Origin of the sequence: Pantoea pleuroti, assembly GCF_014156615.1 — a bacterium.
Classification (GTDB): domain Bacteria; phylum Pseudomonadota; class Gammaproteobacteria; order Enterobacterales; family Enterobacteriaceae; genus Pantoea; species Pantoea agglomerans.
In genome coordinates this window covers 243,721-266,658 of sequence record NZ_SBFD01000004.1, presented here as the reverse complement: position 1 = coordinate 266,658, position 22,938 = coordinate 243,721, and the positions used below count along the sequence as shown (strand labels likewise).

The window sequence follows — 22,938 nt, the reverse complement described above, 5'->3', positions numbered from 1 at the left end:
TGATTATCCCGCACAAAACACATTCAAAAAATCGCATATATGATGGCAAAATTTTTTAAATGCAGACAGGCTTGCCGTTGGTGGTTGCGTTATCGCGTTCAGCCTGCTGGCTGAGCTTAAGGATGTCATCCCGCTGGCACAGATAAGCCTGTTCAATCACTGCTGCTGCCCAGGCTGGCATGTGCGGAGACAAACGGTAATGGATCCACTTGCCGTCTCGTCGGTCGACAAGCAGGCCGCTTTCTCTCAGTAAAGCCAGGTGACGGGAAATTTTGGGTTGTGATTCCTTCAGCGTGGATGAAAGCTCGCAGACGCAGAGCTCACCTTTTTCGCGCAGTAACAGCACCAGGCTGAGCCGGGTTTCGTCAGACAGGTTTTTGAAAAGCTGCAGGGGCATAAATGGTGGCATGACATTCTCCTGAATTACAGAGTCCAGTGTCGTTTCCAGGACTGCGCATGTCAATTTTATATTCGATTAATCATATATGTTAAGGCGGTTATCATGGTCTGTGGCAGTCATCAGGTGCCCGGGTTGTTCACGGTGGCAGATACGGTAACAGAAAGCAGTCGCGAGGCGAGCAGTCAGCTGCACAGCCTGGACGTCAGAACGTCCAGGCTGTTCGGGGACAAGGTACATACGGCGCTGGCTCGCGCCGATATCGGCTTTGCCGTGGGCGCAATAGGCACAGATACCGCCATCGAAACTGCCGACGGGGCTCTGACGGAGGATGACTTACGTAAAATTCCGGCCTTCGTCCGGCTCTTCAGGAGACATACGGCGTGCTGGTCAGGAACATCATTATGGCAGTTGGCATCAAGGCAGCATTTCTGGCCCTGACCATGGCCGGAATGGGGACCATGTGGATGGCGGTGTTCGCGGATGTGGGTGCAAGTCTGCTTGTAGTGGTAAACGGCCTGCGCCTGTTGCGTAAGTAGCCGGATCGGCTGCCCGTCGGGTGGGTACTGCAGATAATGTCCGCTTTTCGCGTACACCAGAACCCTTGCCACCTGAACAGCTTACAGGGCACGTTCAGGCAGCCCTGTCTTTTGTTGCGCATTATCTGTTACTACTGCGTTTTTCCCGCAAAAGGTCAGGCAGGGCTGGCGACGACAATTTTCTGCTTTCCGGCGCATGAAGTAGCTGTCCCTTGCTTCGTACCGCGGATGACAGAAAAGTCATGCTGCCATATTTCTGCACTCCTGAGCACAATGATGGCATGCTTCTGCGCATTTTTTACAGTGTTCGTGCTCATGCTGGCCGCACTCATCCCCGCATTTCTGGCAGGCTTCAGCGCAGATCCTGCAGATTTCTGTAGCAAACTCACTGTCAAGCGTCATTAATTTTGCCGCCATCCTGCAGATACTTGCGCACTGCATGTCCTGCCTAATGCATTCACGCATCATATCGAGCGGAGGCTCCTTCAGGCACGATGCGGCACAGTAATCACAGGTTGCGGCACAGATGTAGCAGGCTTCAATGCAGTTGCGATAATGCTCTGACATATTGTCCTCTCTCACTCGGCTTATTTGCGAATAAGTGGTAAGCCTGGAACAAAATCATCATTGGCGCAAAGATACCGCTGTACTCAGCACGGCCGGCAGTTTAACGATGCGGAAAGCGGGAAGGCAGTAAAAAAGAGCCCGTCGCAGCAAGACGGGCCGGCTCACGTAAGCCTTGAAAGAAGATTTACCGGAAAAAGCATTAATGATGAGGGTAAAACACAACCACATCCCGGAGCAGTGACAGAAACGGACAGAAGATACCGGGCGAACCTTCTGTCCGGTGCGACCCGTTATTTTTCCTGCTGCATCATCCTGCGGTGCATATCAATGATGCTCTGATGTGCTGCAGAATTTGCATTATCCATACTCTGGTGTGCCAGGATGGCACGCTCATGTTCATTCATCATGGCAACAGCGTTGTCAGTTACCTGACCGTCCGGCTCTGAAACAGGATGCGGCTGTGCCCATACTGATGAGGCAGAAAACAGGGCCAGAAGAGAAACAAACATTAATTTTTTCATGTCGGCTGTCCTTACGAGTAAAAGTTAAATAATGGCGGGCCGGATGCTCTCCGGCTTCAGTCATTTTTATCGTACAGGAGAAAAATGCTTCCGATCGAAAATGACAGAAATGTAATGTAAAAACAGTAAGTTCCAACATTACACAATTGTAATCATGTCCGTCTTTCAGCTGTGATAGCTTTCCGGTAACAAAAAATAAACTTCCTGAACGGTAAGCACGGCTTGTGCTTGCGGAGCGGAGAGATTTTTTCTCCCGGGATACTGTGAATTTTGCCGGAGCTCAGTCATGGAACTTAAAAGTTCACGACGTAATTTTATTAAAGGGATAACCGCCGCCGGTCTCGTGGGCGGCCTGGGGCTGAGAACGTTTGATGCGCGCTCGGCGGTAAGCCTGATGCAGTCCCGCACGCTGACCGGGACCGACTTTGATCTGTTTATCGGCGAAACGCCACTGAATATCACCGGTAAAACCCGTTATGCAAAAACCATAAATGCGGGTCTTCCGGGGCCGCTGCTGCGCTGGAAAGAAGGCGACACTGTCACGTTAAGGGTAAAAAACCGCCTGTCAGAGCCGACCTCTGTTCACTGGCATGGCATTATCCTGCCGGCAAATATGGATGGCGTACCGGGTCTCAGTTTTCACGGTATCGAACCGGACGACACGTATGTTTACTCCTTTAAAATAAAGCAGAACGGAACTTACTGGTATCACAGCCATTCCGGTCTGCAGGAGCAGGAAGGAGTATACGGTCCGATTATTATCGATGCCGCTGAACCTGAGCCGTTTCAGTGGGACAGCGAGCAGGTAGTGCTGCTGACCGACTGGTCTGATGAAAAAGCCTCAGACATTCTCGCAAAACTGAAAAAGCAGTCAGATTATTACAACTTCGCTAAACCCACCGCTACCGACTTTTTCCGTGATGCGCGGGAGAAAGGCCTCGCGAATACGCTGGCTGACCGGAAAATGTGGGCTGAAATGAAGATGAACCCGACAGATCTGGCCGACGTCAGTGGTTTCACATACACCTACCTGATGAACGGACAGGGACCCGGTAAAAACTGGACCGGTCTGTTCCGTAAAGGTGAGAAAGTACGCCTGCGCTTCATTAACGGCTCGGCCATGACTTATTTTGACGTTCGTATTCCCGGCCTGAAAATGACGGTCGTGGCTGCAGACGGACAGTATGTCACCCCCGTGTCCGTTGATGAGTTCCGTATCGCCGTTGCCGAAACCTACGATGTGATCGTAGAGCCGACTGATGATGCTTACACTATTTTTGCTCAGTCTATGGACCGCAGCGGCTATGCACGTGGCACGCTTGCCGTCCGGGAGGGGCTGTCAGCAACGGTTCCGAAACCCGATCCGCGTCCCTTGCTGACCATGGATGATATGGGCATGGGCGGGATGGATCATGGCAGCATGGGCGGGATGGATCACAGTCAGATGCAGGGCATGAACGGCGGCGATATGCAGAGTATGGATGGTTCAGGTATACCAGCCCCTCCAACAGACAGCATGGCGGGAATGGATCACAGCGCCATGAGCGGTATGGACCACGCAAGCATGGCTGGCATGAGTGACATGCAAAAACACCCGGCTTCCGAAACGAATAACCCTCTGGTCGATATGCAGGCAATGATGCCGGCAGCAAAATTAAATGACCCGGGCATCGGCCTGCGTAATAACGGCAGAAAAGTTCTGACCTATGCTGACCTGAAAAGTACGTTTGAGGATCCGGACGGCCGTGAACCCTCCCGTACTATCGAACTGCACCTTACGGGGCACATGGAAAAGTTTGCCTGGTCTTTCAACGGCATCAAATTCTCAGATTCCGAACCGGTTACGCTCCGCTACGGTGAACGCGTTCGTATCGTACTGGTCAACGACACCATGATGACGCACCCCATTCATCTTCACGGTATGTGGAGTGATCTTGAAGACGAGGATGGCAACTTCCAGGTACGTAAACATACCATTGATATGCCTCCGGGAACCCGCCGCAGCTATCGCGTCACGGCTGACGCACTCGGGCGGTGGGCCTATCACTGCCATCTTCTTTTCCATATGGAAACGGGCATGTTCCGTGAAGTCCGGGTCATTGAATGAGGTACTGCTGATGTCAGTTTCAGGGTGGAGTGATATGAAAAAGAATGTGTCGCGTTCTGCGGCAGGATTGCTGGTTTGGTCTGCACTTGCCGGAACGACGTTTACACCCGTCTATGCCGCGCCAGCGCATAACATGCAGCAGCATGATATGTCAGGGATGGAGCATTCTGCTATGGGCGGGATGGAGCCGATGGATGGTATGGAGTCCATGCAACCCGCTGCGTCAGCAGAAAGCAGAACGCCCATCCCGCCGGTTACCGAGGCTGACCGTAAGGCGGCATTTCCGGATGTCCACGGTCATAAAGTTCATGACAGCAGCGTGAATTACTTTCTGCTTGCCGATCAGCTGGAATGGCAGAAAAACAACGATCCTGGCGGATTCAGCTGGGATGTGAGCAGCTGGATTGGGGGTGACATTGACCGGCTCTGGATGCGCAGCGAAGGCGAAACCAGCGACGGTAAAGCTGAATCCGCAGAAGTGCAGGCATTGTGGGGACATGCCATTACGCCCTGGTGGGACGTGGTTGCCGGGGCCCGACAGGATTTCCGGCCCGGAAAGCCCCAGACCTGGCTTGCCGCCGGCCTGCAGGGAATGGCCCTTTACAATTTTGAAACCGAGCTGACAGCGTTTGCCGGCGAGAAGGGGCGAACTGCGCTGAGGCTGGAGGCGGATTACGATGTGCTGCTGACCAACCGTCTGATCCTGCAGCCTGCCTTTGAAGCCAATCTTTACGGGAAAGATGATGAAGCGCGTGAAACCGGTAAGGGACTGTCCAGTACGGAACTCTCACTGCGCCTTCGCTACGAGGTGAAACGTGAGTTTGCTCCATACGTCGGGGTTTCCTGGAGCCAGCTTTACGGTAATACCGCCGATATGGCTGCCCGTGAAGGAGAAAAAGATAACGAAGTGCGTTTCCTTCTCGGGGCACGCATGTGGTTCTGATGCAGTTAATTCAAACAAGACAGGTATTATAATGAAACATTCATCTGCTAAGTATTTCATCGCTGTTGTGGCTTCTGTCACTGCTTTCGCTGTCCAGGCACATCCTGAACTGGCTTCATCAGTGCCTTCAGACAAGGCACAGGTTGCGGCTCCTTCAAAAGTAGAGCTTCACTTCACCGAAAATCTGGTGACCAAATTCTCTGGCGCACGTCTGATAATGACTGCCATGCCGGGCATGTCATCGCACGCGCCAATGCCTGTTGCAGCTAAAGTTGCAGCCGGCAGCGATCCCAAAACCATGATTATCATGCCGGCAAAGCCGCTGCCCGCCGGGACTTATAAGGTGGAATGGCGTGCGGTGTCATCTGACACACATCCCCGTACCGGCAACTACAGTTTTAGCGTGAAGTAATGCTATGAACGATCAGACTTTTATTGTCATCCGGTTTCTTCTTTACCTTGATCTTATGGTTCTTTTTGGCCTGCCTTTATTTGAGCTTTATGCCCTGAAAGGCGTCTTAAAAAAACCGGTATCTTTGTTCAGCGTCTGGTCGTTCTTTTTCACGCTCATTTCTGCCGGGATTGTGTTGTCACTGGCAAACATGCTGCTGGTTGCCCAGTCTATGAGCGGTGTCAGCGACCCCGGTGAGCTGACTCTGCACATTATTGAAATGGTGGTCGGCGAGACCGCTGTTGGCATGAGCTGGGTTGTCCGGCTCGTTGCCCTGACCATCGCCTTTGTCGGGCTCGGTCTGCGGCTCAGGAATGCCGTACTTTCACGTTATGTTTTGATGCTGGCAGGCGGTACGGCGCTGGCGACCCTGGCGTGGGGGGGGCATGCAGCCATGAATGACGGTGTGAGCTATTACGTCCATCTGTTGAGCGATATTGTTCATCTTTCCGCAGCCGGTGCCTGGGTAGGAGCCCTGACGGCTTTTACCGTTCTGCTGAGTATAAAAAAAGCCAGTAAAGCGGCTTATGCACTGCAGCTGTCCGGGGCATTAACGGGATTTGCCCGTGCCGGCACGGTTATTGTGATAAGCATCGTGATCACGGCAGTGGTTAATTTCGTGCTTATCACAGAAAAGCCACTGAGCACTTTGCCGGGAAGCGTTTACGGCCTGCTGCTGGTAATAAAGACCGCTCTGTTTTTTCTGATGTTATTGCTGGCTGCCGCCAACCGCTTCCGGCTTGCACCAAAGCTGGAAAATGCCCTGCTTCAGGGCCACTATAAGGCGGGTATTACACTGATGCGTAAAAGCATTATTACAGAATTTACCGTAGCGGTACTGATACTGGCAATTGTTGCCTGGCTGGGCACCCTGTCGCCAGGAACCGGTATGGAGTAACAATTAACTGCAGGAAAAAACGCACCATGACAACCATGCTGATTGTTGAGGATGAACTGAAGACCGGTACTTACCTGAAGCAGGGACTCCAGGAAGCAGGCTATGACGTGACCCTGGTGAACGACGGGCGTCAGGGCCTGGAGCATATTCTGCGTCAGCATTATGACCTGATAATCCTGGACGTCATGCTGCCCTCAATGGACGGCTGGGATATCCTGCAGCAGATGCGCATGGCACGCCACGAAGAGCCCGTCCTGTTCCTGACGGCCAGAGATAACGTCAGCGAAAAAATTAAAGGGCTCGATCTGGGTGCGGATGATTACCTGCTAAAACCTTTCGATTTTGCCGAGCTTCTGGCCCGTATCCGCACGCTGCTCAGGCGTAACCGTACACAGGCTTCAGGAAACCACAGCATTGCAGATCTGATCATGGACGCCTCCCGCCGAACCGTGAGCCGGTCGGGGAAAAAAATTCACCTGTCTACCAAAGAGTTTGTGCTGCTTGAGTTGTTGTTACAGCGAACCGGGGAGATTTTGCCAAGAAACCTGCTTTCCTCCCTGGTCTGGAATATTAATTTTGAAAGCGATACCAATGTCATTGACGTTGCCGTCAGGCGGCTTCGCAGCAAGGTAGATGATGACTTTACGCCAAAGCTCATTCATACCGTGCGGGGCATCGGTTATGTTCTGGAGATACGTGAAGAGTGAAGCGTAACTGGTCCCTGACTACACGGCTGAGCGTGATATTTGCCGGTGTAATGATGTCTGCCTGGCTTCTTTCCTGTGTCCTGCTTGTGGCTGCCCTGAGCAGCTATTTTCGCCATCAGGATGCCGCACTGCTGACAGGAAAGCTTGAGCTGGCAACCGAACTACTGGAAAGTGAAGCTGATTCCGGGCTGCCAGACAGTGCTTCGCTTGCACGCAAGGTTGCCGATGCCATGGTAGGTCACAGCGGGTTGTATCTGTCGATTAAAACGTCGGATAACCGGTTACTTGCCGACTATTCCTCGCCCGGTTTTCCGCTTCCTTACGGACGTTTTGCCAGCGAAGCCGCATATCCGGATACGATGCAGACAGTAGAGGATGAAGGCTGGCGTTATAATGTTATTGTCAGAAAAATCAGTGCGCAGAAAGCAGGCGGACAACATGATGTCCTGATAACAGCCGCTTATGATACCGGCTTTCATGATGAATTTATCAGCCAGCTCAAAAAATGGCTGATCTGGTTCAACGGCGGGCTGATGTTCATTTCGGTATTACTGGGCTGGTTTGTCACAAGGATGGGTCTCAAGCCGCTGAATGAATTAAACCGTCTGGCCTCCGCTGTCACCATCAACAACCTCAGTAAACGTCTTCCTGCGCACAATCTGCCGGCCGAGCTGATGGCTACCGTGGCTGAATTCAACAGCATGCTTGAAAGGCTGGAGAAATCCTTCAGGCGCCTTTCTGAGTTTTCATCGGACATTGCCCATGAGCTGCGTACGCCTGTCAGTAACCTGATGATGCAGACGCAGGTTGCCCTGTCCCGGGATCGTGATGCAGCCAGTTACCGGGAGGTACTTTTCTCTAATCTGGAAGAGCTGAGCAGGCTTGCAAGAATGAGCAGTGACATGCTTTTTCTGGCGAAGTCAGAAAATGGCCTGATGATACTGGAGAAGCAGAACGTCTCCTTGCACGAAGAACTCGAGGAACTGATTGATTTCTTCGAGCCTCTTGCTGGTGAAAGTCATAAAACGCTGAAGCTTAAAGGTGATGCTCTCGTCAGAGGCGATCGCCTGATGCTGCGTCGTGCGCTGAGTAATCTGATCACCAACGCCATAAAATATTCTCTGCCGGGCTCTGCCATATCCGTATCAGCAGAGCATAACTCGGACAGGGCCTTTGTACATATTTCCAATCACACAGAAGATATTGCACCGGAAAGTCTGGGCCGACTGTTTGACCGTTTTTACCGGGGCGATGCATCCAGGCAGCATAATACGGATGGCGCGGGACTCGGTCTTTCTATTACGCGGTCCATTTTGCTGGCCCATGAAGGCGATCTGCAGGTAGCCGTGAATGATAATGTCATTACGTTCACGGCCATCATGCCGGCAACAGAGGGACCGTAATAACAAAATTTTCCGGGCTAAAATTTCATGATTTGAACTGCTCTGTATCAAGGTTATGTTCCCGGACATATGAAAGGATGCCCGGGAAAACCTGAAGTAAATATCTTACCTATAAGGAGTTACCTTATGAAAAAACCGCATATGATTCTTGCCTCCCTGCTGTTTGTCCTGCCGGCTGCGGTTATGGCTCAGCAACCGGCCTCAAAAATGACGCATGAGATGAGCATGTCTCCGGCATCAAAAGAGTACATGTCAGGTATGCAAAAGATGCACAGTAGCATGATGAATGCCCTGAAGGAGCAGGACGCTGACAGGGCGTTTGCCAAAGGCATGATCGAGCATCACAGGGGCGCGATTGCCATGGCTGAAACGGAGCTGAAATACGGGAAAGATCCGGAAATGAAGAAGATGGCAGAAGATGTCATCAAGGCACAGAAAAGTGAAATAGAGCACATGGAAGCGTGGCTGAAAAAATAACGGTCATCCGGCTTTATAAACGCTCTGAAGGGTTCTGCCCAAAGAATCCTTCAGTAAGCTTGCATCCATTATACACTCAGCTAAACAGGTTTGATTTTACAGCGTCATCATACAGATATATCTGACGCCATTACGTTAAAGCCTGATTATCACCAACTGATATTCAGGGATACCCCACATGTTGGCGCTGGCCTAGCTGCCCAGCTCGCGCTGTCCGGGAATAAGCGCCTCCGGATAAAGCGATTCCGGCAGGCCCGAACGCCACATAAGGGAATCCAGGGTGCTGAGGAAGTAGGGATTGAGCGCTCGGGCCGCTGTATCGCATGAGTAGCCGGCAATGTTGCCGCCAATCAGCGAGGTGGCCGGATGTCCGTGAGTTGTCAGTAGGAAGAAAGGAGGTCAGAACGATCCCCTCGTGTCGTCGGATGCGAAATTACAATAAATTCTACGGGAGACTCAGTGTCGTTTCTGGCTTGATGCTTTGACCCCGGTGGAATATCTAGCCCCTGCAGGGCTTTAATATTGCGCATTTCACCTTCCAACTCTATTGAAAGAATGCCATTGAGAATAAAGAAAAACTGTCTGGAAACGGAGTGAAAATGTCGCTTTTCAGAAGTGCCGGGAGGCATTTTTTCATGAATAACCAACATGTCTTGACGGTTTACCAGATACCAACCATCGCAATCATCGGCCCACACGTAATGCTCAGCATTATCCTTTGAAATCATCAACGTTCTCCTGTTCGTTTGTGTCTGTTTTTCAAGTCATTCCGAAAGTTATACCGAGAGATACTATCGGTTCGCATCAGGTGATAATTACCTAAAGACCTGAACAGCTTTGTTCAACATATCTGGCAGTCATAAATGTATTACGGGACCGTAATGTCCGCTTTTCGCTCTTACCGGACCTTAGCTGCATTATAAAGCAGCTAAGGCCATCTCGAATCGCACGATGATGGCAAATCCGACAAACATAATGTGCATTAACACGCCTTAAGGATACATGTCAATTAACCGGACGTCCGAGGCTTAGCTTGGCATCTGGTAGAGTTCAAGCTCGCCAGCTCGCGAAAAAAATAAATGGCAAGGTGGTTATTTCGGGGATACATCTCATGACGGAAGGACGATCGTAGGGGAAGGGCTAAGGGGAGAATACTGCTAGAGAAGTGATGGTGCTCGTCATGGATGTTTACGAACCGTCGTCACCTACAGTTTGGTTTTAAGCAGAAGGCTATTGTGTTGTTTTGTGTACATAGCGGTGTACATACTTAAGTTCAGGCTTAACAATCACGATTCAAATCCCAGTCAAAGCAGGGTTCAACACGGCTTTACTGTCATATTCCTGAGTTATGAACTGGGAGGATGTTTGCCTCCGATGGGAATAATAGTAACTCAGGTTATGATATCAATATTAACTATTAGTGCGTAAATGGTGATCGTGCTAATTGTTTATCTGGGGATCAGACAGTGACTGTGCCGTCTCCGTAATCAACGTCCTGAACCAGCGATGGGCAGGATCGTCGCGATAGCGTGCATGCCAGCCCATTTCAACCGGAAAGGTGCCCAGGTCAACCGGCGCGGGAACAATTCTGAGCCGCTGATCGCGTGAAAGATGCTGACAGATCAAACGCGGCAGGGTAGCGCAGTAGTCCGTGACCGCAATCATTTCCGGCACGGCCAGAAAGTGTGTGACGGAGACTGCAACCTGACGACGCAGGCCCCGCTGTTCAAGCGCCTGATATAAACCGGCGCGCATACGGCCAGGCGGCAAAACGTTGACGTGCTTTAGCTGCTCATATTGCTCCGCGCTGAGATTTTCGCCCACCAGTGGATGATCGGCGCGTATCACGCAGGCCAGACCTTCATTCATCAGGTGCTGAACGACGAGATTGTCGGGCGGCTCCACGATACGACCCAGCACCATATCGGTATTACCTGAAATCACACCGGTTTCAGTAACGTCATTGCCAAAAGGAGTGAGGCGGAGTCGGATGCCGGGCGCACAGCTCCTCAGACGAGCCACGATGGCAGGCATCATGATGAATTCTACATAGCTGTTAGGCGCAAGCGTGAAGAGCCGGGTGGCATTAAGTGGATCAAAGTTCTGCTGGCCAAGAATAACCTTGTCGATCGATGACAGCGCAGCACCGACCACCTGGGCCAGCTGTTCCGCTTTCGGCGTCGGTCGCATCCCGTAACGTTCGCGGATAAATAGCGGATCGTTAAGCGTTTCACGCAGCCGGTTTAATGCATTAGAAAGTGCCGGCTGGGTTATGCCAAGCCGTTCCGCTGCGCGGGTAACGTTGCGCTCCTCCATCATGACCAGCAAAACTGGCAGTAAATTCAGATCGTATTTCATTAAGCTATAATGCTATGTGAATAACTGAAATTGAAGAAATAAATTTCATAAATATTCGTAACCCCGCCATGATTAACGGGTCAACGCAGAAGATGGCGGCTCAGACGCTGGTTCTGACTATCCTTACACCTGAAACCGACTAACTGTTATATGGAGCGGAAATGAAAATTTTAATGGTTTTGACCTCGCATGATGAGTTGGGCACCACTGGCAAGAAGACCGGTTTCTGGCTGGAAGAACTTGCTGCACCTTACTATGCATTTCTTGATGCGGGCGCAGAGATTACCCTGGCTTCACCGAAGGGCGGACAGCCTCCACTCGATCCAAAAAGTGATGAACCCGATTCTCAGACTGATGAGACCCGCCGCTTCCATGCCGACTCTGCTGCTCAGGCAGTACTGGCCTCGACCGTCAAGCTTGATACTGTTGATCAGGAAGCATTTGACGCCGTTTTCTATCCAGGCGGCCATGGTCCTTTATGGGATCTGGCAAACGACAAACACTCCATTTCGCTGATTGAGAAAACCCTGCAGGCGGGAAAACCGGTTGCGCTGGTCTGTCATGCTCCAGGTGTCCTGCGTGATGTGAAAAATGCTGATGGCACGCCTCTGGTCAAAGGGAAAAAAGTCACTGGCTTCACGAACAGTGAAGAAGAGGGCGTTGGCCTGACTGAGGTGGTGCCGTTCCTGGTTGAAGATGTGCTGAAACAGAACGGGGGTCTCTACTCACGAGGCGATGACTGGCAGTCCTACACGGTTCAGGACGGTTTGCTGATTACCGGTCAGAACCCAGGTTCATCAGCCGAGACCGCGAAGGTTTTACTGGCAAGCCTGGCAAAATAAAGCTCTTTACAGCATGCTGAGTTCTGAGGGCGCCTGCGGGCGCCTTTTTTTATTCCTTTAGTTAAGTGCCGGGGCAGATAGTGACCTGCTTAATTATTCAGGTTGAATAGATTAGGGGTCAATTTTTCTTAACATTGATAATAAATTTACGGGCGCTTCAAAGCAAAATTATTGCCTGAAAAATTCACTGCAAATATAAACATGTTTTTAAAACCAGTGTTGACATCGTTTTTTATATCCGTAAAGTAGGACTCATCAGCGGCGTGCAGTTGCCCTGATAAACCGGAAACAAAAGCGTTATGAGTAAAGTAAAAAGGTCCGACAAATTTGTGAGTTGAACTTGTCGGTGGTTCTGTTAAACATTGTTCTTTAAAACTGTTCATTAGTTAAGATAACCCTGTTAAATGGAGTCGAAGTAAGTCTTTAAGAAGTATGTAGTATCGCGTCGCGATGATGTAAGGCCTCGTAGTTCTGAACGTTACGTTACGACAGGATACGATTGCGGTTTAAACGTCGTAATGAAAGTAAGGCAACGCATCAAAGAATATATATCGCGATGGGGGTGTGCAGATTTATACGGGCCTGACCTGTCTTTGTCTCCTGAAAGACTATCAGGTGGTTGAAACCGCTAATAATAGTGACATTTAAGTATCGTGATCATTATTATCCGCAGGATCTGTTCATAAATAGCAGTACCGAAGTAGTACCTATCAATTAAGTTAGTTAATGGTAAACGTAAAATCTGTAGTACCTTAAAAGCCCTGGCTATTTCAGTCAGGGCTTTTATCTTTTTACGATGTCTGTCAGTTCTTTTCAGAACGTAAATGTGACTAATTACCATTACCAAAACAGCTTTTAAAAAAATAACCTGGGTGCTTCACGCGCGGTTTATTCTTCTGCTATTTTTTCCTCAGCTCAACACTCTCTTTCCTGATCTCCCCAGCATCAATTTTTACCCCGCTATCGACATAGTAAAGCGCGATTTTGCCTTTTCGACGTCGGACAGAATGCGACATAACGCCCCGTTATCCTGTCTGTTACTTAAACAAAATCGCAAAACAGTGAGCCGCAGTCCGGTATCCCTGTCAATACACCACCGTTTTAGCCACGGACGCCAGTCGCTCACGCAGCCACTCATGCCCTTTGTGATGATGTGTTCGGTCATGCCAGGCCATGATTTTACTGAAGCCGGGGATGATCAGCGGTGGTGACAACATGACCAGACCCGTGGTGTCGACCACCAGTCGTTTCGGTACCACGCTTACCAAATCAGTGACGCGCAAAATTTCCGGGAGCACCAGAAAACTGCAAACTGAGAGCGTTACCCGACGGGCCCGGCCAATCTCAGCCAAAGCCTGATCGGTAACCCCATGAAAATTTCCACCGGGCCACGAAACAAGCGCATGATCCTGCGCACAGAACTCATCCAGCGACAGCGTCGCACTGCCCGCCAGAGGATGATTTTCACTCAGCAGACAAATATACTCTTAGTTGAAAGAAGTAGTATTATAACCTATTGATTTTATTTGTAATATCTAAAATAATTGATAATGAAATCTACTCTGTATAGTAATTTAAGATGGATAAATATCCCATTTCAGATCACTACATTCGCCAGTATCCAGAGGCTTTTTACTGAAATCATGGATCTTCTGAGGTTTCTTATCCTGACGGCGATAAGAAGGATTTTTTACGGGTTTTTAAATTATCTGTCGCGAACCATTTCCGCTTTCAGATGGCAAAAAAATCAATCTGCGTCATAGTCAATATTGACCGATTCGTTGCCGTATAGCTTATTTTGAAATCATCGGCGCCTGTAAAGTGCGCTATTCAAACAGAGGTTAAAATGTCTGCAGAATCTCCAGAGAATATCTCCAGCGATCTTTCTCAGTTCGTCGGTACGCATTTTGTCTATACCTATGATAATGGCTGGAAATATGAGTGGTATGCTCGCAACGAAACCACCTGTGATTACCGCATTCATCAGGGACTGGTAGGTGGCCGCTGGGTGACCAACCAGAAAATGCACGCGATTCAGTTCGCCCCGGGCATTTACAAAGTAGACTGGCATGAACCCACCGGCACCTGCGTCAGCCTGCTGTTTGATCTGAATCGCACCCTGGTTCACGGCACAATTTTCTTCCCGCAGTGGATTGCCGGTGAAGGTCAGCATCCGGAAAAAACTATCTGTTATCAGAATGACTTCATTGAAGATATGCATCGCTTCCGCGATGAAGGCCCGGCCTATCCGTATGTGATTATTCCAGAGTTTGCAAAAGTGACTTATATGAAGAATGAAGGACCTGATAACGATGAAGTCATTAATCAGGCACCTGGACAGATGCCTGCTGACTATTTTGATGGTAAGTAACTGAGCCGGCTAGCCGCCCCTAAGGGCGGCTAGCTTCTGCCTGACGCGCCAGCGTGCGGGCCAGGATTGAGGAGTAGAGTGGTTTCCCCCCCAGAAACTGCGCCAGCAGCGTAGCGCCCAGACAGGTAATAATCATCGGCAATATCAGCTGATAGTTATCGGTCATCTCCAGCACCAGCACGATACCGGTCAGCGGTGCTCTTACCGACGCCGCAAACAGCGCTCCCATCCCCGCGATAGCAAAAGTGCCCGCTTCCAGATGATAAAACGGGAACAGGTCCGTCATTGCCACGCCAAAGGCTGTCCCGAGCAGCGTACCCAGCGCCAGCATCGGCGCAAAAATACCGCCCGGCGCACCTGAGCCAAAACAGAGCAGAGTGGTCACCAGCCTGACCAGAAAGATGATCAGCAGCAGGGTGAACGGAAAGACGCCATGGACCGCCTGTGGAATCAGTTCTGAACCGCCGCCTGCGCCAGGTGCAAACAGCAGAGCCAGAATACCGCATCCGCCGCCCAGCAATGCACCGGCCAGCACCACGCGTGCCGTTTTACCGGCATAAAAGCGGGCAAAAAGATCCTGCGTGATAAATATCAGGCGGTTAAACAGGACGCCGACCATACCGATTATCATACCGAGCACCAGATAGAGCCACAGCGTCTGTACGGGCGCATCAGCCAGCTTGCCGACGGAGATCACCGCCTGTTCGCCGTTGAAACAGCTAAACACGATGCTGGCCATAATCACACCGGTAAACACGGCTTTAATTGAAATCAGGTTATAGCGGAATTGCGGACGCATTTCCTCGATGATAAACAGGATGCCTGCCAGCGGCGCATTAAACGCCGCCGCCAGACCGGCCGCCGCGCCGGTTGCCAGCAGCGTATGACGTGCCTCATTGCTGCGCATCCCCAGAATATCAATGACCATGCGGCCAATGTTCCCGCCCAGCTGCACTGTCGGGCCTTCCCGGCCCAGCACCATACCGGCACCCAGCGTGCCCATGCCGCCAAAGAACTTCACCGGAATCACCCGCCACCAGCGCACAGGCCTGAGCTCTTCCAGCGCCCCTTCAATTTCAGGGATACCGGAGCCACCCGCTTCGGGAGCAAAGCGCCGGACGAGAAAATAGCCCACCATCGCCAGCAGAGCGGAGATGGCAAAAGCAGCGGCGTAGAGCATCCAGCCCTGAAACTGCGATGGTATAAGCGTGTCAGCACGCCACTGCTGTATTGCTTCAACGGCCCGGGCAAAGGCCACACCTGCCAGGCCAACCAGCGTACCGACCAGCGCGGCACAGAACAGCATCGCCAGCGGCGTTTTATCACGATAGAGCAGGGCGCGAAACATCCGGCTGCGCGCCGCGATGGAGCGGGGAACATAAACCGGCTGCGGTGATTCTTCATTCATTGAGAGGCATTCTTGTTCAATCAGACCAGCGCCCCAGTTTACTGAGTGATAAGGTGAAAACAAACGTCAGGATCAATTTCATCGGGGTAAAGGGTTAATTCGTCTGTGGTGGACAAACCACTTGCGCCATGCGTTCGCGGTAGGCTGGATCATCCTGGTTTTTCAGCGCCTGAGCCGCCGCAGTCAGCGTGACCTGATTCTGCTTCTGGTTCTGCTTATCGTTAAGAAACGTCTGGCGCAGTTTTTCATCGGAGATGGCTGGCGATAACTGGCACTTCTGGCGCAGATCGTCAGTTATCTGCTGCTGACGCAGCGCAAACTTTAGCGTGTCGTAGGGTGCGGCTGCCACAATCAGCGGGCTTAACAGCGGCAGAATAAACAGCGTGTTGCGGATCGCGTTCATGATGGTCTCCTGACTGCTGAGGACAGGATCGGGTCTTCGGCAGTTTTCATTTGATATTAATCGCATTGAGTGATTAGCCTGAGCACAATATTCCCGACCGACTGCGGCAACATCGTCACGGTCGACGCAATAATCATAGCAATACTGGCGTGACAGGGAGCTGACATGCAGCCACATTCCACTGAAATTCTCACCGCTGACTGTTGTATCGTCGGCGGTGGCCCGGCCGGATTAATGCTGGGTTATCTGTTCGCCCGCGCAGGCCTGCGCGTGGTGGTGATCGAAAAGCACGCCGATTTTCTCCACGATTTTCGCGGTGACACCATCCATCCTTCGACGCTGGAAATTATGCATCAGCTCGGTCTGCTGGAATCTTTCCTGACGCTGCCGCATCAGCGTGCCGAAAAGCTGGAGGCGGAAATCGGCGGACAGAGTATTACGATGGCCGATTTTTCACGCCTGCCGGTTCAGTGCCGTTTTATCGCCTTTATGCCGCAGTGGGATTTCCTGAACTATATGGCTGAACAGAGCGCCCGGTATTCGGGCTTCAGCCTGCTGCAGTCGACCTCTTTTGAGTCGCTGAATGTTGAAAATGGCAAGGTCAGTGGTGTGATAGCTTCCCGCGGGAATCAGCAACTGCACATCCGCTGTAAACTGGTGGTCGGTGCAGATGGCCGCCATTCACGCGTTCGCGAAGCGGCAGGACTGACCGGACAGGAATTCGGCGCAGCACGTGATGTCATCTGGTTCCGCTTAAGTAAACAGCCGCAGGATCCCGATTTGGGCATGGGCCATAAAGGGCCACGCCAGAACTTTATTGTTATCGATCGCGGCGACTACTGGCAGTGCGGACTGACCATTCCGAAAGGGGAGTTTGAAGCGAAACAGGCCACAGGACTCGACGCGTTTAAAGCAGAAGTGGCGGCCCTGTCGCCCTTTGAAGCGACGCGCATGGCGGAAATCGAGAGCTGGGAAGCCTTTAAGCTGCTGTCGATACGGATTGACCGACTGGATAAGTGGGCGAAACCTGGTGTGCTCTGCATTGGTGATGCGGCGCATGCCATGTCGCCGATTGGCGGGGTTGGCGTAAATCTGGCGATTCAGGATGCGGTGGCGACGGCGAATCTTTTGACCGATCCCCTGAAGCGGGGAGAACTGCAGCTGCGCGATCTGGAAAAAGTGCAGAAGCGCCGTCAGTTCCCTACCGTCGCCACGCAGTTTTTGCAGATCAAAATGAGCCGCAGCAAAGCAAAAAGAAAACCTACGGGAAGCAGCAAGGTTCCCGCGATTATCCAGCGCCTGCCGTTTCTGCGTTTTGTACTGGGACGCCTGATCGGTCTGGGCTTCAGGACGGAGTCGCCGCAGGTTGCGCACATAAAAGAAGAGCGTTAAATGATTTCGACAGCGATCAGATATCATGCGACACTGTTTCACAGTGAAAGTACTGTCAGATTGAGCCGCTATTTATCTGATAATTGGGCGCTAATTGAGCATTTCTGAGCTAAATTATTTTCGATTTTTGCGCCTGCATAGGAGAGGTTTCAGTGCATAACGAGCAAAATGGCAGCGACATAAAACGTCTGAGTACGATTAAGGCGCTTTTATCACCGGATGAAGCCCGGGATAAAGTGCTGGAAAGATTCGTTAATCTTGCCAGCCAGGTGCTGGGTATTTCTGGCAGCTTCATTTCGATTATTGACGATCATAATCAATATATTAAAGCGTCACGGAACTTCGATCTTAAGCAATCGACCCGAGATGAGTCTCTCTGCCGCCACGTCATCGATGGTGAGGGTCATCTGGTGGTGTATGACACCTTACTGGATGAGCGCTTTGTCACGCACCCGTTTGTTAAAGGCGATCCGCATATTCGTTTCTACGCCGGTGTCTCGCTGCAGAATCTCGACGGCGCGACGCTGGGCACGCTCTGCGTGACCGACACGCAGCCACATCCCTTTACGGATGAGAAACTCGCTACGCTGCGCTCACTGGCTACACTGGTTACCTCTTTTCTGGATGTCTGGAACAACGCAGGTTTTGCCGATGTCATTACGCACCTGCCAAATCGCCCTCGCCTGATTCGAGATATTCAGCAGCTGACCCTTGTTGCACCACAGAGCCGCTTTCGCCTGATTCTTATCGACTGCCTCGACATCATTCGTGCCTATGAGCTTTCCCGTGCGGTGGGTATTGCACCGATGGAGAAACTCTTAAGGCAGATGGCGCAGGATCTGGCACACCGGCTTAATCTCCCGGAGAATGAGACGCTCTATACTTTCGCCCCAGGCCGTTTTGCCATTGTCCAGCCCTACTCGGGTCGTTATACCGCACATAACATGATCGACCTGTTTAAGGGCATGAAGGCCGATCTGGCGGAAAATATCACGCTCGACCTGGATGTCTTTACCGGTGAAACAGAGTTTGTGCCGGGCCAGATGAATGCCAATGAAACGGTACGTCAGGCGGTGAGCGCGCTGCATGAGGCGATTGATGAGAATATCAGTGCGATGTGTTTTGAAGAGAGTTACGACTCGCGGCGCACCGATGACTTCATGATCATGAACGATCTGGCTCAGGCGCTGAATAAAGACGAAGAGCTTTACCTGGCCTGGCAGCCTAAAGTGTGTCTCAAAACCGGTAAAACGGTCGGACTGGAGGCGCTGATCCGCTGGAATCATCCTGAGCGGGGCGAGCTTTTCCCTTCAGAATTCATTCCGTTAGCGGGTAAAACCAACCTGATTTCCGATCTTACCAACTGGGTTATCGATCATACCATTGAGCAGCTTGCGCGCTGGGATCGCGAGTACGATCTGATTCCGGTTTCGATAAATGTCAGCGAGCGCGACTTTGCACAGCCCGATTTTGCCGATCGGCTGGTGGCGAAATTAGCGGCGGCTAAGTTACCCAATTCTATTCTGGGCATTGAGTGTCTTGAAAATGAACTGATCACCAAAACCAATGTGGCGATCAGCGGGCTGGAAGCGCTGAAATCACACGGCTTTGTGATCTCGCTGGATGATTTCGGCACCGGCTACAGCAACATCAGCTATCTGCAGGATATCCCGCTGGATGTGATCAAAATCGACCGATCCCTGATCTCGCGTATGGGTGAAGATGATGCATCAAAAATCATCGTCAGATGCATTATTCAGATGCTGAAAGAGCTGAACTACACCGTGCTGGCCGAGGGCGTTGAGACGGAAGCCACCCTGACGTTGCTGAAAACTTACGGTTGCGATCAAATCCAGGGCTACTTCTTTTCAAAACCGCTGCCAGCCAGCGATATTGAACACTGGCTTTATCAGAAGTCACACTAGACAAGTGGCCCGCAGCAATCGTTGCGGGCTCTCATATTACTCACTGCCGGTAGCGTAGCGCTCAACCGGCGTGATGCTTTTAATCAGCTTGTTATCAAACAGAAATTGCTCGTAAGCCTGATAGCGTGCGCGATCCAGTTTTGCCGGATCGGCGGCAAACAGCGGCAGGGTGGCACGCCATGCCTGATGATTCAGCGGCGTGTTCAGCTCCGGATGCGCGCGGGCAAAGGCCTGCCAGCTCTCCTCCGGGTGCGCCTGCAACTGCGCATTACCTTTCTTCAGTGCCCGCAAAAACTTTTTGATTTTCTCCGAGTGAGCCTCATCACGGTTGGCGACGATGATCAGTTCGTCATAGGCCGGAACACCATAATCCTCGACGTTGAAGACCACCGGGTTTTTACCCTGCTGTTTCATCTCCAGCGCTTCGATATTGCGATAGCCGCCGATAACGGCATCCACCTGCCCGGTCATCAGGGCGCTGGTGAGCTGGAAATTGACGTTAATCAGCTTAACCTGATCGGCCTTTACGCCATCATGGCTCAGCATGGTCGCCAGTGTCGCCTGTTCAATGCCGCTGACGGAATAGCCGATGCGTTTACCTTTTAAATCGGCTGGTTTTTTTACCGTTGTGTCTAACGTCATCAGCGTATTCAGCGGACTGTTAATCAACGTACCCACCCGCATCAAGGGCAATCCCTGATCGGCGAAGAAATGCAGCTGCGGCTGATAGGTAATCGCTAAGTCCGCCTGCTTTGCTGCCACCAGACGCGGCGGCAGCGCCGGATCGGAAGGCGGCACAATGTTAACCTCCAGCCCTTCTGCCGCAAACGCGCCGGTCTGCTGGGCCACCATAATTGGCGCATGATCGGGATTGATATACCAGTCGAGCACCAGAGTCAGTTTCTCCATCGCCTGAGCCTGTGTGGCTAAGGTGGCGCTGAACAGCAGGGTAAGCAGAGGCATTTTTGTCATGGGTTTTCTCATTGGTTTGGTTATTAATGTGTCTCGGGTGCCCAGGTAATCAGGCGGCGCAGCAGGATGTCGAGGGTCAGCCACAGGGCCAGCGTCATCAGCACCAGAATAAACAAGGCGGCGAAACAGAGGTCGCTCTGCATCCGGGCGTTGGCATTCAGCATCACGTAGCCCAGCCCCTCGGCCGAGCCGACCCATTCGCCGATGATTGCGCCTATCGGCGCGACGGCTGCCGCCATCCGTAATCCTGAGCCCAGGGCGGGCAGCGCGGCTAACAGCCGGACATGGCGCAGTTGCGCTACAGGTGATGCGCCCAGCGTGCGAGCCAGATCGAGATAGCCGGGCGTGACGCGACGCAGGCCATCAAAAAAGGCGGAGGTCACCGGGAAGAAGATCACCAGGACGGCCATCGCGACCTTTGCGCCCATGCCGAAACCAAACCAGAGCACCAGCAGCGGCGCCAGGGCAAAAACCGGAATCGCCTGGCTGGTGATCACCAGCGGCATCATCCAGCGCTGCAGCCACGGCGAAAAGGTCATGCCCAGCGCCAGCACACTCCCCAGCAGCACGCCGAGAGCCATGCCGCTGACGATCTCGGTCAGGGTAATTAAAGTGTGATGGCCGAGATAGCCTGCGTTTTGCCACAGTGCGATGCCGACTGCGGCGGGTGAGGGCAGCAGAAAGGCCGGAACCGAAGTCAGTGTGGCGAGCCACCACAGCGCAATCAGTCCGGCAAAAAGCATCACTCCACGGTGAAGACCGGCAAAACCTTTGTGTAATCTCATCCCGCTATCCTGCTCAGCTGCTTCAGCAATGCGGCCTGACTCTGCAATACCTGTATGTCGTCTGCAGCCCTTGGTGGCTGGCCCGGCAGAGGCGGGCAGGTTTCAATACCCGCAGAACCGATCATCAGCACGTAGTGACTGAGCCGACAGGCTTCGGCGGCGTCATGGGTAATCAGCAGCACGGTGTGTCCGACCAGCACTTCTGCAGCCAGCGTCTGAATCTGAGCGCGGGTGAGGGCATCCAGTGCGGAGAAGGGCTCATCCATCAGCACAACCGGCTGACGGGTGTAGAGGGTGCGGGCCAGCGCGGCGCGCTGACGCATCCCGCCGGAAAGTGTCGCGGGTCGCGCGTTCGCAGAGTGGCTAAGACCTACCCGCATCAGCAGATGCTGCGCCCAGTCGCGATCGGCCCTTTCACCTTTCAGGCGACTGGCGAGGCAGACATTTTGTTCAACCGTGAGCCACGGATAGAGCAGATCCTGTTGCCCCATCCAGGCGATGCGTCCGGTCAGCGGCAGGCCGTCGCTGCCGCTGACCTGACCGGCACAGGGTGGCGTCAGACCAGCAATGACCCGCATCAGGCTGCTTTTTCCGACGCCGCTGGCACCCAGTAAAGCGGTAAAAGCACCGCCCGCGATCTCCAGATCAAGCTGGCTGAAGAGTGGCTGCTGGCCATAATTCAGGCTGAGCTGGCGAATTGAAATGCCTGGCGGCACCGGACTGCACGGCAGCTTCATGAACTGCTCCGCTGGGCGGCAGCATGTTTGAAACCCATCTGCCAGAAAGCGGCTTCCAGCCGGGTCGCGGTGGTGAAGATCTCCGCCAGCGGGTGAAACCGGTGTTCACCGGCACGCTGCCGGGCCAGGGTTTCAAACAGTGAAAGTGAGGAGCGAACGCCAGCCAGATAGGCTTCGTCGCCGTAATTTTCTATCCATGCTGCGTAAGGATTCCCCTCAAAGCGGGTCGCGGGGTCATGCAGTAGTGTCAGGCCAATTTCAGCATAACCGGCAACGCACGGCATCAGCGCGGTCAGCAGTTCCAGCGCATCCCCGGTGTGACCCACGTCCAGCACGTAGCGGGTGTAGTTGAGCGTTTCCACTGCCTCGGGTTCACTCGCCATTGCCGCCTCGCTGATGCCCCATTGCTGGCAGTACGCCTGGTGAAGCGGCAGTTCACTGACGATGGCGTTAAGCGATGCCGTCGCGCTGCGTAATGCGTCTGGCTCAGAGAGTTTGCTGATCAGCAGGCCCCAGGCACGGGCGAAGTGCAGCAGAAAGAGATAATCCTGAGTGAGATAGTGGCGAAAGGCCGCGGGTGGCAGGGTGCCCTGACCGAGTTGCCGCACAAACTCGTGCCCGATATAGGCGTGCCATTGGCCGCCCGCCTGCTGGCGCAGACGACCATAAAAGCCGGTGTCGAAAAGCGGATGTGACATAGGATCTCCAGTAACAGGGAGATCCGGGCATACGGTC

At 52.4% G+C, this 22,938-nt stretch carries 24 protein-coding genes and 2 pseudogenes; 12 read left to right on the top strand and 14 right to left on the bottom strand.

The window, feature by feature from the left end; translation table 11 throughout:
• Nucleotides 1-55 precede the first annotated feature (55 nt).
• A complete protein-coding gene (locus tag EPG66_RS12010; protein ID WP_099257117.1) occupies nucleotides 56-409 on the bottom strand; it encodes a metalloregulator ArsR/SmtB family transcription factor in 354 nt (117 codons plus the stop codon).
• Between the two features lie 81 nt (nucleotides 410-490).
• Between EPG66_RS12010 and EPG66_RS12005 the strand changes: the two are divergent.
• A pseudogene (locus tag EPG66_RS12005) lies at nucleotides 491-936 on the top strand (heavy metal translocating P-type ATPase); the annotation flags it as partial.
• A gap of 240 nt (nucleotides 937-1,176) precedes the next feature.
• Here EPG66_RS12005 and EPG66_RS23330 read toward each other — a convergent pair.
• Together EPG66_RS23330 and EPG66_RS12000 are read right to left on the bottom strand one after the other, a co-directional pair.
• A complete protein-coding gene (locus EPG66_RS23330; protein WP_099257116.1) occupies nucleotides 1,177-1,503 on the bottom strand; it encodes a four-helix bundle copper-binding protein in 327 nt (108 codons plus the stop codon).
• A gap of 290 nt (nucleotides 1,504-1,793) precedes the next feature.
• Nucleotides 1,794-2,024, bottom strand: a complete 231-nt coding sequence (locus EPG66_RS12000) for a hypothetical protein (RefSeq protein ID WP_069730070.1) — start codon at nucleotides 2,022-2,024, stop codon at nucleotides 1,794-1,796.
• Between the two features lie 286 nt (nucleotides 2,025-2,310).
• Here EPG66_RS12000 and EPG66_RS11995 point away from each other — a divergent pair, with 286 nt between their 5' ends.
• The 7 genes from EPG66_RS11995 (at nucleotide 2,311) to copM (ending at nucleotide 9,010) form a co-directional block, all read left to right on the top strand.
• Nucleotides 2,311-4,131, top strand: coding sequence for a copper resistance system multicopper oxidase (locus EPG66_RS11995; protein WP_182686951.1), 1,821 nt, complete (start codon nucleotides 2,311-2,313; stop codon nucleotides 4,129-4,131).
• Between the two features lie 133 nt (nucleotides 4,132-4,264).
• Nucleotides 4,265-5,074, top strand: a complete 810-nt coding sequence (locus EPG66_RS11990; RefSeq protein ID WP_219811542.1) for a copper resistance protein B — start codon at nucleotides 4,265-4,267, stop codon at nucleotides 5,072-5,074.
• A 31-nt stretch (nucleotides 5,075-5,105) separates the two neighbouring features.
• Nucleotides 5,106-5,486 carry a copper homeostasis periplasmic binding protein CopC gene (copC, locus tag EPG66_RS11985; RefSeq protein ID WP_099257113.1) on the top strand — a complete coding sequence of 127 codons (381 nt, stop codon included), beginning with the start codon at nucleotides 5,106-5,108 and terminating at the stop codon, nucleotides 5,484-5,486.
• Between the two features lie 4 nt (nucleotides 5,487-5,490).
• Nucleotides 5,491-6,423 (top strand): copper homeostasis membrane protein CopD, encoded by a 933-nt coding sequence (copD, locus tag EPG66_RS11980; protein WP_099257112.1) that lies wholly within the window; start codon nucleotides 5,491-5,493, stop codon nucleotides 6,421-6,423.
• A gap of 26 nt (nucleotides 6,424-6,449) precedes the next feature.
• Complete coding sequence (locus EPG66_RS11975) at nucleotides 6,450-7,130, top strand: heavy metal response regulator transcription factor (RefSeq protein WP_099257111.1); 681 nt, start codon at nucleotides 6,450-6,452, stop codon at nucleotides 7,128-7,130.
• Nucleotides 7,127-8,533 carry a heavy metal sensor histidine kinase gene (locus EPG66_RS11970; RefSeq protein ID WP_099257110.1) on the top strand — a complete coding sequence of 469 codons (1,407 nt, stop codon included), beginning with the start codon at nucleotides 7,127-7,129 and terminating at the stop codon, nucleotides 8,531-8,533. The genes EPG66_RS11975 and EPG66_RS11970 overlap by 4 nt, the downstream gene beginning before the upstream one ends.
• Nucleotides 8,534-8,659: 126 nt before the next feature.
• The gene (gene copM, locus EPG66_RS11965; protein ID WP_031374866.1) at nucleotides 8,660-9,010 is read left to right on the top strand and encodes a CopM family metallochaperone; all 351 of its coding nucleotides are present in this window, start codon (nucleotides 8,660-8,662) and stop codon (nucleotides 9,008-9,010) included.
• Nucleotides 9,011-9,205: 195 nt separating this feature from the next.
• On the opposite strand, the pseudogene EPG66_RS11960 reads toward copM, so the two are convergent.
• From EPG66_RS11960 to EPG66_RS11950, 3 genes and pseudogenes are all read right to left on the bottom strand, one after another.
• A pseudogene (locus EPG66_RS11960) lies at nucleotides 9,206-9,382 on the bottom strand (TraU family protein); the annotation flags it as partial.
• 8 nt (nucleotides 9,383-9,390) lie between these two features.
• Entirely contained in the window at nucleotides 9,391-9,738 is a 348-nt protein-coding gene (locus tag EPG66_RS11955; RefSeq protein WP_099257109.1) for a cupin domain-containing protein, read from the bottom strand.
• A gap of 712 nt (nucleotides 9,739-10,450) precedes the next feature.
• Nucleotides 10,451-11,368, bottom strand: coding sequence for a LysR family transcriptional regulator (locus EPG66_RS11950; protein ID WP_182686950.1), 918 nt, complete (start codon nucleotides 11,366-11,368; stop codon nucleotides 10,451-10,453).
• A gap of 161 nt (nucleotides 11,369-11,529) precedes the next feature.
• Between EPG66_RS11950 and EPG66_RS11945 the strand changes: the two genes are divergently transcribed.
• Nucleotides 11,530-12,210: a type 1 glutamine amidotransferase domain-containing protein gene (locus tag EPG66_RS11945; RefSeq protein WP_069026828.1), complete on the top strand. Its 681-nt coding sequence runs from the start codon at nucleotides 11,530-11,532 to the stop codon at nucleotides 12,208-12,210.
• A gap of 146 nt (nucleotides 12,211-12,356) precedes the next feature.
• Here EPG66_RS11945 and EPG66_RS11940 read toward each other — a convergent pair whose 3' ends face one another.
• Entirely contained in the window at nucleotides 12,357-12,593 is a 237-nt protein-coding gene (locus EPG66_RS11940) for a hypothetical protein (protein ID WP_162828746.1), read from the bottom strand.
• A 702-nt stretch (nucleotides 12,594-13,295) separates the two neighbouring features.
• Nucleotides 13,296-13,682, bottom strand: coding sequence for a LysR substrate-binding domain-containing protein (locus tag EPG66_RS11935; RefSeq protein ID WP_275895832.1), 387 nt, complete (start codon nucleotides 13,680-13,682; stop codon nucleotides 13,296-13,298).
• Between the two features lie 374 nt (nucleotides 13,683-14,056).
• Between EPG66_RS11935 and EPG66_RS11930 the strand changes: the two genes are divergently transcribed.
• Nucleotides 14,057-14,581 carry a phenolic acid decarboxylase gene (locus EPG66_RS11930; RefSeq protein ID WP_010246964.1) on the top strand — a complete coding sequence of 175 codons (525 nt, stop codon included), beginning with the start codon at nucleotides 14,057-14,059 and terminating at the stop codon, nucleotides 14,579-14,581.
• A 19-nt stretch (nucleotides 14,582-14,600) separates the two neighbouring features.
• Here the strand turns inward: EPG66_RS11930 and clcA are convergent, their stop codons facing one another.
• Together clcA and EPG66_RS11920 are read right to left on the bottom strand one after the other, a co-directional pair.
• Nucleotides 14,601-15,989, bottom strand: coding sequence for a H(+)/Cl(-) exchange transporter ClcA (gene clcA / locus EPG66_RS11925; RefSeq protein WP_182686948.1), 1,389 nt, complete (start codon nucleotides 15,987-15,989; stop codon nucleotides 14,601-14,603).
• Nucleotides 15,990-16,083: 94 nt separating this feature from the next.
• Nucleotides 16,084-16,392 carry a YicS family protein gene (locus EPG66_RS11920; protein WP_083069832.1) on the bottom strand — a complete coding sequence of 103 codons (309 nt, stop codon included), beginning with the start codon at nucleotides 16,390-16,392 and terminating at the stop codon, nucleotides 16,084-16,086.
• A 165-nt stretch (nucleotides 16,393-16,557) separates the two neighbouring features.
• Between EPG66_RS11920 and EPG66_RS11915 the strand changes: the two genes are divergently transcribed.
• Together EPG66_RS11915 and EPG66_RS11910 are read left to right on the top strand one after the other, a co-directional pair.
• Nucleotides 16,558-17,784: an FAD-dependent oxidoreductase gene (locus EPG66_RS11915; protein ID WP_083069822.1), complete on the top strand. Its 1,227-nt coding sequence runs from the start codon at nucleotides 16,558-16,560 to the stop codon at nucleotides 17,782-17,784.
• A gap of 152 nt (nucleotides 17,785-17,936) precedes the next feature.
• Nucleotides 17,937-19,709: a sensor domain-containing phosphodiesterase gene (locus EPG66_RS11910; RefSeq protein WP_069026825.1), complete on the top strand. Its 1,773-nt coding sequence runs from the start codon at nucleotides 17,937-17,939 to the stop codon at nucleotides 19,707-19,709.
• Nucleotides 19,710-19,745: 36 nt separating this feature from the next.
• On the opposite strand, the gene EPG66_RS11905 is transcribed toward EPG66_RS11910, so the two are convergent.
• Genes EPG66_RS11905 through EPG66_RS11890 form a run of 4 tightly spaced genes read right to left on the bottom strand, consistent with a single transcriptional unit; the run spans nucleotide 19,746 to nucleotide 22,901 of the window.
• Nucleotides 19,746-20,681 (bottom strand): ABC transporter substrate-binding protein, encoded by a 936-nt coding sequence (locus tag EPG66_RS11905; protein ID WP_182686946.1) that lies wholly within the window; start codon nucleotides 20,679-20,681, stop codon nucleotides 19,746-19,748.
• A gap of 23 nt (nucleotides 20,682-20,704) precedes the next feature.
• Nucleotides 20,705-21,466 (bottom strand): ABC transporter permease, encoded by a 762-nt coding sequence (locus tag EPG66_RS11900; protein WP_115758085.1) that lies wholly within the window; start codon nucleotides 21,464-21,466, stop codon nucleotides 20,705-20,707.
• Nucleotides 21,463-22,203 (bottom strand): ABC transporter ATP-binding protein, encoded by a 741-nt coding sequence (locus tag EPG66_RS11895; protein ID WP_182686944.1) that lies wholly within the window; start codon nucleotides 22,201-22,203, stop codon nucleotides 21,463-21,465. Before EPG66_RS11895 ends, EPG66_RS11900 begins: the two co-directional genes overlap by 4 nt.
• Complete coding sequence (locus tag EPG66_RS11890; protein WP_182686942.1) at nucleotides 22,200-22,901, bottom strand: TenA family protein; 702 nt, start codon at nucleotides 22,899-22,901, stop codon at nucleotides 22,200-22,202. Before EPG66_RS11890 ends, EPG66_RS11895 begins: the two co-directional genes overlap by 4 nt.
• Nucleotides 22,902-22,938: the final 37 nt, after the last annotated feature.